Origin of the sequence: Erythrobacter mangrovi, from assembly GCF_013260645.1 — a bacterium.
Classification (GTDB): Bacteria; Pseudomonadota; Alphaproteobacteria; order Sphingomonadales; family Sphingomonadaceae; genus Qipengyuania; species Qipengyuania mangrovi.
This window is the reverse complement of the sequence record NZ_CP053921.1, coordinates 2,316,194-2,331,092: the sequence shown is the minus strand read 5'-3', so window position 1 is coordinate 2,331,092 and position 14,899 is coordinate 2,316,194. Positions and strand designations below refer to the sequence as shown.

The 14,899-nt window shown below is 64.9% G+C and carries 15 protein-coding genes; 5 read left to right on the top strand and 10 right to left on the bottom strand.

The window, feature by feature from the left end; translation table 11 throughout:
* Positions 1-44: 44 nt before the first annotated feature.
* From HQR01_RS11815 to murI, 6 genes are all read right to left on the bottom strand, one after another.
* Positions 45-1,028: a hypothetical protein gene (locus HQR01_RS11815; RefSeq protein WP_173215058.1), complete on the bottom strand. Its 984-nt coding sequence runs from the start codon at positions 1,026-1,028 to the stop codon at positions 45-47.
* 153 nt (positions 1,029-1,181) lie between these two features.
* Positions 1,182-2,039 (bottom strand): TauD/TfdA dioxygenase family protein, encoded by an 858-nt coding sequence (locus HQR01_RS11810; RefSeq protein ID WP_173215057.1) that lies wholly within the window; start codon positions 2,037-2,039, stop codon positions 1,182-1,184.
* Between the two features lie 53 nt (positions 2,040-2,092).
* The gene (locus HQR01_RS11805; protein WP_173215056.1) at positions 2,093-3,280 is read right to left on the bottom strand and encodes a cell wall hydrolase; all 1,188 of its coding nucleotides are present in this window, start codon (positions 3,278-3,280) and stop codon (positions 2,093-2,095) included.
* 47 nt (positions 3,281-3,327) lie between these two features.
* Complete coding sequence (gene hemA / locus HQR01_RS11800; protein WP_173215055.1) at positions 3,328-4,548, bottom strand: 5-aminolevulinate synthase; 1,221 nt, start codon at positions 4,546-4,548, stop codon at positions 3,328-3,330.
* A gap of 101 nt (positions 4,549-4,649) precedes the next feature.
* Positions 4,650-5,129 (bottom strand): hypothetical protein, encoded by a 480-nt coding sequence (locus tag HQR01_RS11795; RefSeq protein ID WP_173215054.1) that lies wholly within the window; start codon positions 5,127-5,129, stop codon positions 4,650-4,652.
* A gap of 4 nt (positions 5,130-5,133) precedes the next feature.
* Positions 5,134-5,934 carry a glutamate racemase gene (murI, locus tag HQR01_RS11790; RefSeq protein WP_234030150.1) on the bottom strand — a complete coding sequence of 267 codons (801 nt, stop codon included), beginning with the start codon at positions 5,932-5,934 and terminating at the stop codon, positions 5,134-5,136.
* Positions 5,935-6,047: 113 nt separating this feature from the next.
* Between murI and plsY the strand changes: the two genes are divergently transcribed.
* The 5 genes from plsY (at position 6,048) to HQR01_RS11765 (ending at position 11,196) form a co-directional block, all read left to right on the top strand.
* Positions 6,048-6,653, top strand: a complete 606-nt coding sequence (gene plsY, locus HQR01_RS11785; RefSeq protein WP_173215052.1) for a glycerol-3-phosphate 1-O-acyltransferase PlsY — start codon at positions 6,048-6,050, stop codon at positions 6,651-6,653.
* Positions 6,650-7,756, top strand: a complete 1,107-nt coding sequence (dprA, locus tag HQR01_RS11780; RefSeq protein WP_173215051.1) for a DNA-processing protein DprA — start codon at positions 6,650-6,652, stop codon at positions 7,754-7,756. Before plsY ends, dprA begins: the two co-directional genes overlap by 4 nt.
* Positions 7,757-8,029: 273 nt before the next feature.
* On the top strand, positions 8,030-8,392 hold the full coding sequence (locus HQR01_RS11775) for a hypothetical protein (protein ID WP_173215050.1): 363 nt from the start codon (positions 8,030-8,032) through the stop codon (positions 8,390-8,392).
* A gap of 72 nt (positions 8,393-8,464) precedes the next feature.
* Complete coding sequence (topA, locus tag HQR01_RS11770; RefSeq protein ID WP_173215049.1) at positions 8,465-11,014, top strand: type I DNA topoisomerase; 2,550 nt, start codon at positions 8,465-8,467, stop codon at positions 11,012-11,014.
* Positions 11,014-11,196, top strand: a complete 183-nt coding sequence (locus HQR01_RS11765) for a hypothetical protein (protein WP_173215048.1) — start codon at positions 11,014-11,016, stop codon at positions 11,194-11,196. The genes topA and HQR01_RS11765 overlap by 1 nt, the downstream gene beginning before the upstream one ends.
* Positions 11,197-11,205: 9 nt before the next feature.
* Here the strand turns inward: HQR01_RS11765 and HQR01_RS11760 are convergent, their stop codons facing one another.
* The 4 genes from HQR01_RS11760 to lepB are packed head-to-tail and all read right to left on the bottom strand — an operon-like array spanning position 11,206 to position 14,873.
* Positions 11,206-12,462, bottom strand: a complete 1,257-nt coding sequence (locus HQR01_RS11760) for an MgtC/SapB family protein (protein WP_173215047.1) — start codon at positions 12,460-12,462, stop codon at positions 11,206-11,208.
* A 13-nt stretch (positions 12,463-12,475) separates the two neighbouring features.
* Positions 12,476-13,381, bottom strand: coding sequence for a GTPase Era (era, locus tag HQR01_RS11755; protein WP_173215046.1), 906 nt, complete (start codon positions 13,379-13,381; stop codon positions 12,476-12,478).
* Positions 13,378-14,052: a ribonuclease III gene (gene rnc, locus HQR01_RS11750; RefSeq protein ID WP_173215045.1), complete on the bottom strand. Its 675-nt coding sequence runs from the start codon at positions 14,050-14,052 to the stop codon at positions 13,378-13,380. Before rnc ends, era begins: the two co-directional genes overlap by 4 nt.
* A complete protein-coding gene (gene lepB / locus HQR01_RS11745) occupies positions 14,049-14,873 on the bottom strand; it encodes a signal peptidase I (RefSeq protein WP_173215044.1) in 825 nt (274 codons plus the stop codon). Before lepB ends, rnc begins: the two co-directional genes overlap by 4 nt.
* Positions 14,874-14,899 lie beyond the last annotated feature (26 nt).

The window sequence follows — 14,899 nt, the reverse complement described above, 5'->3', positions numbered from 1 at the left end:
AAGGCGAGCGCAAAGTACGCTAGGGAATCGTCCGAATTCGCACGCTATCTTCGGCCCACGACCGTTCCGCCGAACTGGAATGAGATTCCCGAGGCGGACCCGCTGCCTGAGAAGCCGTACCCCATTTCCACGCCTTGCGGTCCGAAGAAGCCGCCGCCCATGGTTCCAGCAGGTCCGCTACTCGAATTCAGCGGCGCACTGAACGTCTTGTCTGGCGGAATGATAAAACCATTGGCGCCATAATTCCCGAGATCAATCGAGGTGGAGCTGATGCCTGACGAGGTCACTTCGCGACCAATCAGATGGATGGTGTAGGAGAATTGTTCCATCCCCAGTTGGTAATTGAATGTCGCTGTACTGGTACCGAGATCGTAGCGAGTCCCACTGGAACTGATGGCGGTTCCTGAGATCGCCTGATCCGGATAGGAAATTACGCCTGGAAGCGAGTCGTCCCTCACGGTCGGCACCCCGATAACGCAATGGATATCGATTACATTGGTGCCCGGCTTTGCGACCAGTCGTGTCTGGCGCACATATTGGCCGGCCATTGCCCCAAGTGCGCGCTTCGTTATCGTGAACTCGTTGACGAAGCCGTTCAGGGTTTTGCGATAGATGCGAAAGATGTCGGTCGACGTGGCATCTTCCTCAGCCGGGCCGAAGGTATAAGTGTATTCCGGTCCGTTCGAATCATCACGGGCGAATCCCTTGATCTCCCATGAGCTGAGCGAGGCGCTATAATTGTGGGCCGTGGCCTCCGGATTGCCCGGATAGGTGCCCAAACCTTCCGAGGACGTATTGCCGCCCGTACCGAACAGATTGCCGCAACCGGCCAGGAACTGTTGGTCGCCGGTCAGTTCGTCGAACTTCAGGTAGGATATAGAAGGAGGCGGCGGAGAAGGTGGTGGCGATGGCGATGAAACCGGCGGTGGCGGACTACCACCGGATGGGGGCGAGGAAGAGTCGCCTCCTCCGCATGAAGTGATGACCAATCCGGCGACCAGAAGAACAGTTCCCGCGCCTTGTTTCATCGCAGTCACCCCCCACCAATTTGGCAGTGAATTACGACTTTTTTCGCAGAAGCACTAGCGGAATCTTACCGGTATATGACAAGAAGAATGCCGCGCAAAACACGCTATGAGACGATGGCGGATCTTGCCGATCTTGCGGCTGAATGCAGTGCTTTAGCCTTCCAAGTAAGGCCGATCTCCCGCGATGGTGACTCGCTCCATTACCCGTCGTGCGGGGAAATAGTCCGAAACGGCGAGGTGCTGGCACACGCGATTGTCCCAGAAGGCGATCGAATTCTCCCGCCAGCGGAAGCGACACTGGATCTCGACGTCCATCGCCGTGGCATAGAGATGGTCGAGCAGCCAGCGGCTCTCCTTGTCGCTCAAGCCCTCGATATGGCTGGTGAAGCCGACATTGACATAGATCGCGCGTTCGCCCGTCTCCGGGTGCGTGCGGATCACCGGATGATGCATCGGCGGGTATTTCGCATGCAGTTCCTCGGGCGCCTTGCCGAGGCGGCGGGCGAAGACGCGGGCGATGTCGTGCACCGCGGTCAGGCCTTCGCAGAAGCGCTGCATCTGCTCCGACAGGCGCTCGTAGGCCAGGTGCATATTGGCGAACAGCGTGTCGCCGCCGACAGGCGGGACTTCGCGCGCATAGAGGATCGAGCCGAGCGATGGGCATTCGCGCCAGGTGACGTCCGAATGCCAGTTGTTCTCCTGCCCTCGGCTATCGGGCCCATGCGCGATCCGCAGCACTTCGGGATTTGGCTGGTCCCTGGGCGTCGCCGGATGGATCTCGAGTTCGCCGAAGTGCCGCGCAAAGGCAATGTGCTGTTCCTGCGTCAGGTTCTGGTCGCGAAAGAAGATCACCCCGTACTTCAGCAGGGCGGCGCGGATTTCGGGCACACGGTCGGCAATGTCAGGTACGCCAAGATCGATGTTGAGGATTTCCGCGCCGATCGCGGGGGTCATCGGATGAATATCGAGCGTGCCCGTGTCGAGCCGGCTCTTGTCGAGCTGTGTGGCCATGCCTCTCTCCCTCGCGGCAAGGCTAACACGCAAGGGGAAGGGCGGCCAGACCCTCAGTTGAGGGTGCGGGGAAGGCAGGTCCCGGCACTGGGCGCCGGGAAGAGACGGCAATCGAAATAGGCAACTTCACCATTGCCCGAACGGGAAGGAAGGAAGCTGAAGCGCAGGCTGGCGCGCGCCGATGAGGGCAGCGGCAGCTTGGCGGGGATCGCCGCCGGATCGTCCCAGCCATAGACCTGGCAATAGCGATCCCCCGGGCACAGGGCGCGGGCCCGCTCGACCAGCGCATCGGGGGAATCGCCCGAGCCGACGAGGACGAAGTGCACCCCCGGCGCGGGCGATCCGGGTGCGGTCGGTCGCGGTGCAAGCAAGCCCGCGTCGCGCGGCGTGTCTGAAGCCGTGATGCTGCGCACCGCCGTGCCCGCATCGGCGAGCCGCGGAAGCAGGTCTTCGGGCCGCTCGACCTCTTGCGCCAACGTGCGCAAGGCCAGCGGATCGGGTTCGCCGCCGGAATAGCGGGCCGAGAGCGCATGGCTGCTGCCCCAGGCACCCTTCCAGCGGAAGAACAGGTGCGGTCCCACCGCCGCAATCTTGTCCAGCTCTCCGCTCCAGGCGGGATAGACGTAGTCTGCATGGTAGTGTGTCGCGCTGCCCACTTTGCCGTCGACATAGCCGCCCAGCGCCTCTTCCGCCCGCGCGCGCGCCGAGCGCCACAGGCTTTCGGGGTAGGTCCGCGCCAGCGAGCCGTCGCAGGTGAAGGTGAACTGGCACCCGGTGGGGCGCTGCGAGCCTTCGAATACCACGCCGCATACGGTCCCGGCGAAGGCGGGGTGACGCACGCGATTGAGCACCACCTGCATCACCGCGCGCTGATCGGCGTCGCCCGCGCCCGCTTCGGCCAGTGCCGCCAGCGCCAGGCAGTCGCGCGCGCGGTTGCGGTCTACGCCGTTGCCGCGGAAGTGGAACGAGGGTGCAGGATCGGACGTGGCATAGGCAAAGCCCACCGCTGCATTGCGCGCGCGGGCTGCTTCGGGATCGAGGGTCGAGAAGAGGATACCCGCATCTTCGCCGCTGGCCGGAAGGGCTTCAAGCGGGGCCTGCGCGGCTTGCTCCGCGGCTGCAAGGGATCGAGGAACCTGGTGTCCGACAGCGGCCAAGGCCGCGAAAGCGAGCACGAGCAGGGCCAAGACCCCGAACAGGGGTGAGTTCTCGCGGAACCGGCTGGAGGCAAGGGCCTGCATCGCCGCTATTTAGGAAGACCCTGCCCTGAGGAACAGGGGGCGGCCGATCAGGCCGCCTTCCTGAGCTCCAGTTCGAGCCGGCCCCAGATTTCGACCAGCGCGTCGACCAGGCCGTCCATCAGCGCCTCGGTATGCGCGGGGCCGGGGGTGAAGCGCAGGCGCTCGGTCCCGCGCGGCACGGTCGGGAAATTGATCGGCTGCACATAGACGCCGTATTCGGCGAGCAGGATGTCGCTGATTTTCTTCGCGCGGACCGGATCGCCGACCATCAGCGGGACGATGTGCGTGGTGCTGTCCATCACCGGCAGGCCGGCGTCGCGCATCTTCTGCTTAAGCAGGGCGGCCGCGGCCTGCTGCCCGTCGCGCTCTTCGCTCGATTCCTTGAGGTGGCGAACCGCCGCCAGCACGCCCGCTACCAGCACGGGGCTGAGCGAGGTGGTGAAGATGAAGCCGGGGGCATAGCTGCGGATACAGTCGATGATCCGGGTGTCGGCAGCGATGTAGCCGCCCATGACGCCGAAGGCCTTGCCCAGCGTGCCCTCGATGATGTCGATGCGGTGGGCGGCTTCGTCGCGCTCGGTGATGCCGCCGCCGCGCTTGCCGTACATGCCGACCGCGTGAACCTCGTCGATGTAGGTGAGCGCGTTGTATTTCTCGGCCAGGTCGCAGATTGCGTGGATCGGGGCTACGTCGCCGTCCATCGAATAGACGCTCTCGAAGGCGATCAGCTTGGGTATCGAGGGATCTTCCGCAGCGAGCAATTCTTCGAGGTGCGCCACGTCGTTGTGGCGGAATACGCGCTTCTCGCAACCGGCATTGCGGATGCCCGCGATCATGCTGGCGTGGTTGAGCTCGTCGGAAAAGATGATGCAGCCCGGGAGCAGTTTGGCCAGTGTCGAGAGCGTGGCGTCGTTCGAGACATAGCCGCTGGTGAACAGCAGCGCGCCATCCTTGCCATGAAGATCGGCCAGCTCCCGCTCGAGCTGGATGTGGTAATGGGTGTTGCCGCCGATGTTGCGCGTGCCGCCCGAACCGGCGCCGACATCATGCAGCGCTTCTTCCATAGCGGCGATGACCTTGGGGTGCTGGCCCATGGCGAGGTAGTCGTTCGAACACCACACGGTGACCGGCTTGGGCCCGTTGTGCCCCGCGAAACAGCGCGCGTTCGGGAAGGCGCCCTTATTGCGCAGGATGTCGATGAAGACGCGATAGCGACCTTCGGCATGCAGGCGGTCGATGGCTTCGTCGAAAATCTGATCGTAGTTCACGCGGGGTCCGCCCGTCACAACGCCGCCCGTCCGCGGCTGGAAACCGCTGGCACATAGGGCGGAAAGTCGAGCAATTCCACTGCGATCTTTGCGAACGGTTCTTAAGTATGGGCCGTTGGCGGAAAGTCGGGCAGTGGCAATCCATCGTCTTGGCGAAAGAATTCCGACCGCAAGCTCTCGACAAAACCCGCATAGTCGGCGCGCACGGCCAGCCACATGTCGCGTTCGTCGGCAGCCTCGGCGGGGAGGGATTCGAACAGCACTTCGAGCGCCGCATCGACCATTCCGAGGTACCAGCGCGATGGGACCAGCAGCGTATCGTTGTGGTGGACGATCGCGGTGCCCTGGTCGATCCGCGCGGTCGCCGGATCTTCGACCCATTGCAGCAGCAGGAACACGCTCTCGGCAACCATCCGCCCTTCGAGCTCGCGCATATGGCCGAGACCGTGATGCTCGAACGAGGCACGTGCATCGGGATGTCTGGCATAGAAGGCCTGCAGCACCGGATCGGTCACGTCGCCGCGCCGTTCGGCCAGCCGGGTGAGGCTGCGTTCCACGAGCTTTGTCCGGTCTTCGGCCATCGCGCTAGAATTTTTCCAGCCGGTCGATGCCGTATCCGGCGAAGGCCCCTGTAAGCTGCTCGAAGTCGGCGAGATCGCCGGTGGTGACCGCGCGGTCGGGTTCGGACCGAGTGAATTCCTGGCCCTGCGTCAAGTAGGCGATGCGGCGTGCGATACCCTCGGCTCCGTGCACGAAGGCCACCTCGCGGCCGAGCGCCGCGCGCAACTCGTCATCGAGCAGCGGGAAATGGGTGCACGCGTGGACCAGTACGTCGATCTCGTCGGCGCCGGGCTGCTCCAGCAAGCCGGCAATCGCCTCGCGGGCTTCGGCCACGCTAACCGTGCCGCCCCGCAGCTTGCGTTCGGCGAGCATGACGAGCTGCGGCGCACCGAAGCGCAGCATGCGCTTGCCGACGGCGAATTCCGCCTCCAGCGCATCGACATAGGGCTGGCGCACGGTGGCGACCGTGCCGAGGATCGCGAATGTGCCGGTCTTCGTCAGCGCCGCCGCAGGCTTGATCGCGGGGACGGTGCCGACGATCGGCACTTCGAGCACTTCGCGAACCATGCCCAGCGCGATGGTCGAGGCCGTATTGCAGGCGATGCAGACCAGCCGCGGCTGCCAGCGTTCGGCCATCCGGCCCAAGAGGCCCGCGACCCGCGCCGCGATCTCGGCCTCGCTCTTCTCGCCATAGGGCAGGCCAGCCATGTCGGCTGCGTAGATCACCGGGGTATCGGGCAGCACCTTGCGCACCTCGGCAAGCACGGTGAGCCCGCCAACGCCGGAATCGAACAGCAGTATGGGAGAGGCGGCTGATACGTCCAAATTCGCTCCGTTTGTCCCGAGCAAGTCGAAGGACTGCTTTTTCTTTTGCGCAGCGCCTATTAGAACTACGACCCTTCGACAAGATCAGGGCTAACGGGACAGGGACGCGCAGCATGGATTTCGGTAGCGGTTTCACGATCACCACGCTTTACGCGGCGCTGTTCGGATTTTTCTGCGGATCGATTCCTTTCGGCTTGTTGCTGACCCGCGCCGCGGGATTGGGCGACGTTCGCAAGATCGGCAGCGGGAGCATCGGTGCCACCAACGTGCTGCGAACCGGCAACAAGGGTCTCGCAGCGGCTACGGTTCTGCTCGACGCAGCCAAGGGTGCACTGCCAGTGCTGGCAGTCGCCCAGCTGTGGCCTGGCGTGGAAGGGATTGCCGCCGTGGCGGCGGTTGCCGGACATTGTTTCACGCCCTGGCTCGGCTTTCGTGGCGGCAAGGGCTTCGCCACTGCAGCGGGCGTGTTGCTCGCGCTTGCCTGGCCGGCGATGCTCGCCTGCGCGGCGATCTGGGCCGCGACGCTGGCCCTCAGCCGGATCTCTTCGGTTTCGTCGATGATAACGGTCATTGCCGCGCCCGTCGTCGCGTGGGGGCTGGGCTATCCCGCGGTCGGCTGGCCGCTGGTCGCGATCGCGGTCATCGTCCTGGTCCAGCATCGCGCCAATGTTGGACGGCTGGTGCGTGGCGAGGAACCGAAAGTCGGTTCCAAGGGGTGATCTCGCTCTCGCAGGACGAGGCTTTTGCGCGCATCCGGCTGCTGCGCTCACCCAATATCGGGCCGGTCAGCTATGCCATGCTGTTGCAGCGCTTTGGCACCGCGGGGGCGGCGCTGGAGGCATTGCCAGACCTCTCCGCGCGGGGCGGGCGGTCCTATCGCCCCGCCAAGCTCGAAACGATCGAGCGCGAGGTCGAGGCGGTCCGCAAGGCGGGGGCCAAATACCTCTTTCACGACCAGCCTGCCTATCCCGCCCTGCTGAAGGAAATCGACGGAGCGCCGCCGATCCTGACCTGGCGCGGAGACCTTGCGCTTGCCGAACGGCCCTGTGTCGCCATGGTCGGCGCGCGCAATGCCAGCGCAGCGGCGGTCAAGCTGGCGCGAGATTTCGCTGCGGCGCTTGCACAGGCAGGTTTCACCGTGGTGTCCGGCCTGGCGCGCGGCATTGACGGAGCGGCGCATGAAGGCGCGCTCCCTTCGACCATCGGCGTGATCGCCAGCGGGATCGACATTGCCTATCCGCCTCAGCATGAGGCCCTGCAGGAGCGGATTGCCAGCGAAGGCCTGTTGCTGGCCGAACAGCCCCCGGGCACCGAACCGCGCGGCAGCCATTTTCCCAGCCGCAACCGGATCATTGCCGGGCTCGCCAGCGGCACGCTGGTGGTCGAGGCGGCGCCAAAATCCGGGTCGCTGATAACCGCGCGGCTCGCGGGCGAGGCGGGGCGGGAAGTCATGGCCATCCCTGGCAGCCCGCTCGATGCCCGCAGCCATGGCTGCAACCAGTTGATCCGTGAAGGTGCGGTGCTGGTCAATGCGCCCGAAGACGTGGTCGAGCTGCTTTCGGGTTTCGACGGTACACCGCGCTCGCGGGTCTGCGACGGCGTGCCAATCTTCGATTTCGCGCCGGGAGAACTGGCTGCCGCCGAACCGGCGGAACTGGCTGACCTGCTTACCACGGCACCGGTTCCGGTCGACGAACTGATCCGCCAGTCGGGTGGCAACGCGGCGGCGGTCCAGCTCGCCTTGCTCGAACTGGAGATTGCCGGACGGCTGGAACGGCACGCAGGGGGTCGCGTTTCGCTGGGTGGTGAAGAAATAGTCTGACCCGCAGTGGGACAAATTGTATCGATCCGCCATTGGTGACGCGTCCGTGCAATGCGAATCGCCGGCGTATGGGCAACGGTCCCCGCGAGTCATGCGCCCCCCCAGGGCCGTGATTGGTCGTTAACATCGCTGGAATGCGCATAGCGGGCACGCCTCGGCGTTCCCGCGACGGGCCGCCCACGTACCTCCTGTACGGGCGGCCCGTTCCCGATTGGCCGCTTGACCTCTGCGCGGTGCGCGGCACAACGGCATCACGTAGGGGAGGGACCATACATGTCGCGAGAGGAGCTGTTTGCCAGCCGGGTTTATCGCTGGGCTGCAATCTACGGAATCCCGGTTCTGGCACTGTCCTATTTCCAACCGGTGCCTGACCCGTGGCACCTGCCCTATCTCAGCTTCGTCGGTACGGCACTGGTGTTCCAGGGCGTGTTCCTCGTCATAGCCCGCGACCCGCGTCGATTTAAGCCGCTGATGCCGGTCACTCTGTTCGAGAAACTGTGTTTCGGCGTCCCAGCCATCGCCTTTTCCCTCCGCGGACAGGCCGAAGCGATCACTGCGGTGTTCGGCGCCATCGACCTGATGTTGATGGTCCTGTTCTTCATCGCCTGGCGCAAGATGGTGCGTTCCGCCGCTTGACGCCCGGGAATCCCCGGCCCCATTTTCGCGTGTACACACACGTACACACGTAAGGACCGCGTTTTTCAGCCCATGCAGCTAGTCATCGTAGAATCCCCCGCCAAGGCTAAGACCATCGAGAAATACCTCGGCAAGGACTTCAAGGTTCTCGCCTCCTACGGCCATGTCCGCGACCTACCGGCCAAGGACGGCAGCGTGCGCCCGGACGAGGGTTTCGCGATGGATTGGGAGCTCTATCGCGACAAGCAGGGCCGCTTCAAGGAAATCGCCGACGCCGCGAAGAAGGCCGACCGGCTGGTCCTCGCCACCGACCCTGATCGCGAAGGAGAGGCAATTTCGTGGCACGTCAGGGAGCTGCTGGCCAAGCGCAAGGCGCTGCCCAAGGAGGTCGACCGGGTCACCTTCAACGCGATCACCAAGCAGGCGGTCACCGACGCGATGGCGAAGCCGCGCGAACTCGACCAACCGCTGATCGATGCCTACCTCGCGCGCCGCGCGCTCGACTACCTCTACGGCTTCACCCTTTCGCCGGTGCTGTGGCGTCGCCTGCCCGGCGCCAAGAGCGCGGGCCGCGTGCAGTCGGTCGCGCTGCGGCTGATCGTCGATCGCGAGCGCGAGATCGAGGCCTTCCGCGCCGAGGAATACTGGTCGGTCGTTGCCACGATGGAGCAGGACGGGACCGAGTTCGCCGCGCGACTGGTCAAATATGACGGCAAGAAGCTCGACAAGCTGACGCTGGGCGACCGCGGTACTGCCATGGCCGCGCGCCAGGCGGTCGAGGACGGGCGCTTCACGATCGAGGAGATCGAGACCAAGCCGCTCAAGCGCAATCCCGCGCCGCCGTTCACCACTTCGACCCTCCAGCAGGAGGCAGCCCGCAAGCTGGGCTTTTCGGCCAGCCATACCATGCGCCTGGCGCAGTCGCTCTATGAGGCGGGAGCGATCACTTACATGCGTACCGACGGCGTGCAGATGGACGGCAGCGCCATCGCCGCCTGCCGCAAGGCAGTGAGCGAGCGCTATTCGGGCCATTACCTCCCCGAAAAGCCGCGCATCTACCAGACCAAGGCCAAGAACGCGCAGGAGGCGCACGAGGCGATCCGCCCGACCGACTTCAGCCGCGACCGTGCCGGTTCGGGTGACGAAGGCAAGCTCTACGACCTGATCTTCAAGCGCGCGATGGCGAGCCAGATGGCCGCTGCCTCGCTCGAACGAACCACCGTGACCATGCGCGACCCCACCGGTCGCCACGAGCTGCGCGCCACCGGCCAGGTGGTGAAGTTCCCCGGCTTCCTCGCGGTCTACCAGGAAGGCTTCGACGACAAAGGGGACGAGGACGAAGACGGCTTGCTGCCCGTCATGCACAAGGGCGACAGCCCGCTGAAGAAGGGCGTCGACGCCAACCAGCACTTCACCCAGCCGCCGCCGCGCTTCTCCGAAGCGAGCCTCGTCAAGCGGCTCGAGGAGCTCGGCATCGGCCGCCCATCGACCTATGCTTCGACCATCCAGACGCTGCGCGATCGCGCCTATGTGCGGATGGAGAAGAACCGCTTCTTTGCCGAGGAAAGCGGACGGCTGCTGACTGCCTTCCTCGAGCGCTTCTTCGAACGTTACGTCGCCTTCGATTTCACCGCCGGGATGGAAGACGAACTCGATACCGTTTCGGACGGGCGCGAGGACTGGAAGGAGCTGCTCGAAGCGTTCTGGAAGGACTTCAAGCCGAAGACCGAAGAGGTGATGGACAAGAAGCCTTCGGAAGTGACCGAGGTGCTCGACGATTTCCTCTCGGGCTACCTCTTTCCCGAACGCGCCGACGGCAAGGATGCACGCCATTGTCCGCTGTGCGAAGCCGAAGGACGCGATGGCGGCCGGCTGGCGCTGCGCGGTGGCAAATACGGCGCCTTCGTCGCCTGCGCCAACTATCCCGAATGCAAGTACACCCGCCAGTTTGCGGCACCCGGCGGTTCCGAGCAGGGCGGCGAGGATTCGGTGCTCGGCAACGATCCCGAAACCGGCCTGCCGGTCGAGCGCAAGACCGGGCGTTTCGGCCCCTACATCCAGCTTGGCGAAGGCAAGGACGCCAAGCGCGCCAGCATCCCCAAGGACCTCGACGATTTCGACCTCGAATGGGCGTTGAAACTGCTGAACCTGCCCCGGATCATCGGCACGCATCCCGAGACGGGGCTTGAAATCGAGGCCAATATCGGACGCTACGGCCCCTACCTGCGGCACGACGGCAAGTACGGGAAGCTAACGAGCACGCGCGAGGTATTCGAAATCGGCATGAACCGCGCGGTCGACGTGCTCGCGCAGGCGGCCAATCGGGGCAATGGAGGCACCCGCGCCAAGGCAGAGCCGATCAAGCTGCTTGGTGCGCATCCCACCAGCGGCGGCGAGATCAAGGTCATGCCGGGACGTTATGGCCCCTATGTTACCGACGGCACCACCAATGCGACGATTCCCAAGGACGTGAAGCCCGAGGAGATCACCGAAGCGCAGGCGATCGAGTTGATCGACGCGCGCGCGGCGAAGGGTCCGGCGAAGAAGAAGGGCCGTAAGGCACCGGCCAGGAAGAAGGCCGCGCCGAAGAAGAAAGCCGCGGCGAAGAAGGCAGCGGGCTGATGGCCAAGGAGCATTTCGAGCGGCACAAGCAGCCGTGGAATGCCGATGAGGCCGGGCAGCTGCGCACGCTAGCCGCCAAGGGCAAGGGCTTGAAAGAGATTGCCAAGGCGCTGAACCGCAGCGAGGAATCGACCAAGGACTTCGCCAAGAAGAACAAGATCGCGATTGCCAAGAAGCGTTAGACGACCTCGTTACAGTCGCGCGTAGCCCACTGCCAGGCTTACCGCCAGGGCAACCATGCTGGCCGCAAGCGCCAGCGCGGCGGGGCGGGCTTCGCGCTTGCCATAGGCGATGGTCGTGCCCAGCTTCACGGTCATGTTGGCAAGGATCGTCCCGCCGATCGCCAGCGCGGCGAGTTGCGGGGCGATGGTGCCCGGCTCGAGCCCGCCCGCGGTGACGATCGCTGCGTCGACGTCCATGGTACCCATCACCAGCAACAGCACGGCAAGGCCCTGCTCGCCAAAAGTGCCCTCGGCCCAGCGTGCGGCGACTGCCGCGGCGGCGACAAAGGCGACGAAGGTGAAGGCAGGGAGTAGCGCGATCGGATTGCCCGGCGGGGCAGGGCCGGTGCTGTGCGGGGCCCGGCGATAGAGCAGCCAGCTTACCGCAAAGCCCGTGATCAGCGCAGGCGCGACGATCGTCACGAAGGGCAGCAGCAGGCTGGTTGCGAGGATCGCGACGAGCACGATCACCCGCAGGTACATCACCGCCGTGGCGAGCGCGATCCCGGCATTCTCCGCCCCGCCGCCTGCACCCGCGCCCAGCTTTTGCGAGAAGGAATAGGTCACTGCGGTCGAGCTGTAGGCCCCGCCGATGATCGCGGTGGCGATGGTGCCGCGCTTCGCCCCGAAGATGCGGTTGGCAGCATAGCCGGCGAAGGAAAAGCCGGTCACCACGATCACCACCAGCCACAGCGAATGCGGATCCCATGCGTCGTAGGGTCCGAAGCGGCCATTGGGCAGGAAGGGATAGACCGCCCCGGCGATGACGGCGTAGCGCGCGAGCGCCTTGACGTCGGCCTCGTCGAGCAGGCCGAGCAAGCGATGCGTTTCGCTGCGCAATGCCAGCACCAGCGTGACTACTGCCGCGCCTGCCACCGCCAGCGCGGGCTCTCCCGCCCCGGCGAGGAAGCCCAGTGCCAGGGTTACCATTGCCGCGACGGCGCTGGTGGCGTCCGGGCTGCCCTTGGCGCCCATGTCGCGCCAGTAGCCTAGGGCGACGATCCCCGCGCTTGCGGTGATCAGTAATCCCGCGATGAATGGATAGCCGAAGGACTGCAACAGGCCGGCAAAGCCAGCGCCAAAGCCGAGCAGGGTGAAGGTGCGGATGCCGGCAACGCGCGCCCCGTCCGCCTCGCCACGAAGCTTCCAGCCGCGTTCGATGCCGACGAGCAGGCCCACGGCAAGCGCCGCGCCGACATGGAGCAGGTCTGGGCCGGTCGCGATCACCTTGCCCGCAGCCTCACCGCACCCAGTCCAGGCCGATTTCTTCGAACAGTTCCTTGCTCTCGGCCCAGTTCTCCTCGACCTTCACATGCAGGAAGAGGTGGACCTTCACGCCGAGCATTTCGGTCAGTTCCTTGCGCGCCGCCTCGCCGATCGCCTTGATCCGGCTGCCGCCCTTGCCCAGCACGATGGCGCGCTGGTTGTCGCGGGTGACCACGATCTGCTGGTGGATTTCCAGGCTGCCGTCAGGGCGGTGCTGGTAAAGTTCGGGCCGCACCGCGCTGTCATAGGGCAGTTCCTCGTGCAGTTGCTTGTACAGCTGTTCACGGGTGATCTCGGTGGCGAGCAGGCGCTCGCTGGCGTCGCTCACCTGGTCTTCGGGATAGTGCCATACGCCTTCGGGCATCATCTCCGCGAGCGCCGCCTTGACTTCGGGCACCCCGTCGCCGGTGAGTGCAGAGACGAAGAAGACCTCGGCAAAGTCGACCTTACCGGTCAGTTCCTGCGCCAGCGCCAGCAACGGCTCTTTCTTCGCCACGTCGACCTTGTTGAGGACCAGGATCTTGCGCTCGGGTCGCCCGGCAAGGCTTTCAATCAGCGGTTCAAGTTCGTGCCGGCGCTGCTTGATCGGGTCGACCAGCAGCAACACCGCGTCGGCCGCTTCGGCGCCTTCCCACGCCGCGCTGACCATGGCCCGGTCGAGCCGCCGCTTGGGCGTGAAGATGCCCGGCGTGTCGACCAGGATCATCTGCGTATCGCCAAGCAGGGCGATGCCCAGCATCCGCGCGCGGGTGGTCTGCGCCTTGGCGCTGGTGATCGCGACCTTCTGGCCGACCAGCTGGTTTACCAGCGTCGACTTGCCCGCATTGGGCGCCCCGATAACCGCAACGACGCCGCAGCGCTTATTTTCGCCAGTACTCACCCGTATCGCTCCATAAATGCCTTGGCAGCGGCCTTCTCGGCCTCGCTCTTGCTGCTCGCGGTGCCCTCCGCTTCGCCGACCTTGTAGACCTTGACCCGAACGGTGAATGTCGTCGCGTGATCGGGGCCCGACCGGTCGATTATCTCGTATTCGGGCGGCTTGCGCCGGTTGCCCGCGGCCCATTCCTGCAATGCGCTCTTGGGATGTTTGGCATGGCCTGCACCGCTTTCCAGGACGGGGCGGAACAGCCTGTGGACCATCGCGCGCGCAGCGTCGAAGCCATTGTCGAGGAATTCGGCGCCAAGCAAGCTCTCGACGACATCGCCCAGGATATTGTCGCTGTCGCGCCCGCCGTCGGCCCGCGCCTGCTTCGAAATGCGGATATGCTCTGCCAGTCCGATCGACCGGGCCACGTCGGCGCAGGTGCCACGGCTGACGATAGCGTTGAGCCGCTGCGCAAGCTTGCCTTCGGGCGCATCCCCCTGGCTGAACAGCCAGTCGGCAATGCTCAGGCCCAGCACGCGGTCGCCAAGGAATTCGAGGCGCTGGTAATTGCGGATCTCGTCCATGCTGCCATGCGTCAGCGCGGCCAGCCACATCGCATTGTCACGCACGGTAAAACCCGTTTCGATGAGCCAGTCGCGAGTCTCCGGATCGAGTGTCTTGTTCATATCGAATGCCCGATTCTATCCCACCGTGCCGAGGTGAACCAAGTCCAAGGCTTGATCCATTCAGCGCTGCCGTCGGTCGACCACAGCACGACGCTGGCGCGCGCCACGAGCAGGCGCTCGTCGACCAGCCCCACGCCGCCGCCGGGCAGCGAAGGGAAGCGGCTGTCCATCGAATTATCGCGGTTGTCGCCCATCACGAACAGCTTGCCTTCGGGCACCACAACGGGGCTGAAGTCGTCCTGTACTGACGGACCGAGATCGAGCGACAGGTAGCTTCTGCCGCCCGGCAACCTCTCTTCGAACAGGCGGTAGCGGCATTGGGTCGTGCCATTCGCCACGGGGATTTCCGCGGCCCGGCTGTTGCAACGCGTATTGGGACTGACTGCGATAGCGAACTGGCCCGCTCGCTTCTTTTCGACCAGCTCGCCGTTCAGGATCAGCTGGCCGTCGGCCATCGCAACCGTGTCGCCCGGGAGGCCGATCACCCGCTTCACGTAATCGGTGCCGTCTTCCGGGTGCTTGAACACCACCACATCGCCGCGTTCGGGTATCTTGCCGAAAACGCGATCGGCCGGGCCGGGCAGGCCCAACGGCAGTGAATTCTCGTTATAGCCATAGGGCCACTTCGCCGCGATCAGGTAATCGCCCGTCTGCAGGCCGGGCAGCATGCTTTCGCTGGGAATGGTGAAGAAGCTGAACAGCAGCGTGCGGAACAGCAGCACCGCCAATACCAGCTTGGTGCAGAACCACAGGAAGCTGCCCCAGCTTTCCTTTTCCACGCTGTCCGGTGTGTCCTGGGCCGCGACCGGATTCGTATCCATGGCCTGTTCTGTCATGCGGGCTTCTC

Bases quoted from the DNA above. Each gene is read 5' to 3' on its own strand.
- rnc (WP_173215045.1), bottom strand. From the start codon at position 14,052: ATGAACAAGACACTCGATCCGGAGACTCGCGACTGGCTCATCGAAACG.
- plsY (WP_173215052.1), top strand. From the start codon at position 6,048: ATGGATTTCGGTAGCGGTTTCACGATCACCACGCTTTACGCGGCGCTG.
- HQR01_RS11795 (WP_173215054.1), bottom strand. From the start codon at position 5,129: ATGGCCGAAGACCGGACAAAGCTCGTGGAACGCAGCCTCACCCGGCTG.
- HQR01_RS11815 (WP_173215058.1), bottom strand. From the start codon at position 1,028: ATGAAACAAGGCGCGGGAACTGTTCTTCTGGTCGCCGGATTGGTCATC.
- HQR01_RS11775 (WP_173215050.1), top strand. From the start codon at position 8,030: ATGTCGCGAGAGGAGCTGTTTGCCAGCCGGGTTTATCGCTGGGCTGCA.
- HQR01_RS11805 (WP_173215056.1), bottom strand. From the start codon at position 3,280: ATGCAGGCCCTTGCCTCCAGCCGGTTCCGCGAGAACTCACCCCTGTTC.
- HQR01_RS11765 (WP_173215048.1), top strand. From the start codon at position 11,014: ATGGCCAAGGAGCATTTCGAGCGGCACAAGCAGCCGTGGAATGCCGAT.
- lepB (WP_173215044.1), bottom strand. From the start codon at position 14,873: ATGGATACGAATCCGGTCGCGGCCCAGGACACACCGGACAGCGTGGAA.
- topA (WP_173215049.1), top strand. From the start codon at position 8,465: ATGCAGCTAGTCATCGTAGAATCCCCCGCCAAGGCTAAGACCATCGAG.
- HQR01_RS11810 (WP_173215057.1), bottom strand. From the start codon at position 2,039: ATGGCCACACAGCTCGACAAGAGCCGGCTCGACACGGGCACGCTCGAT.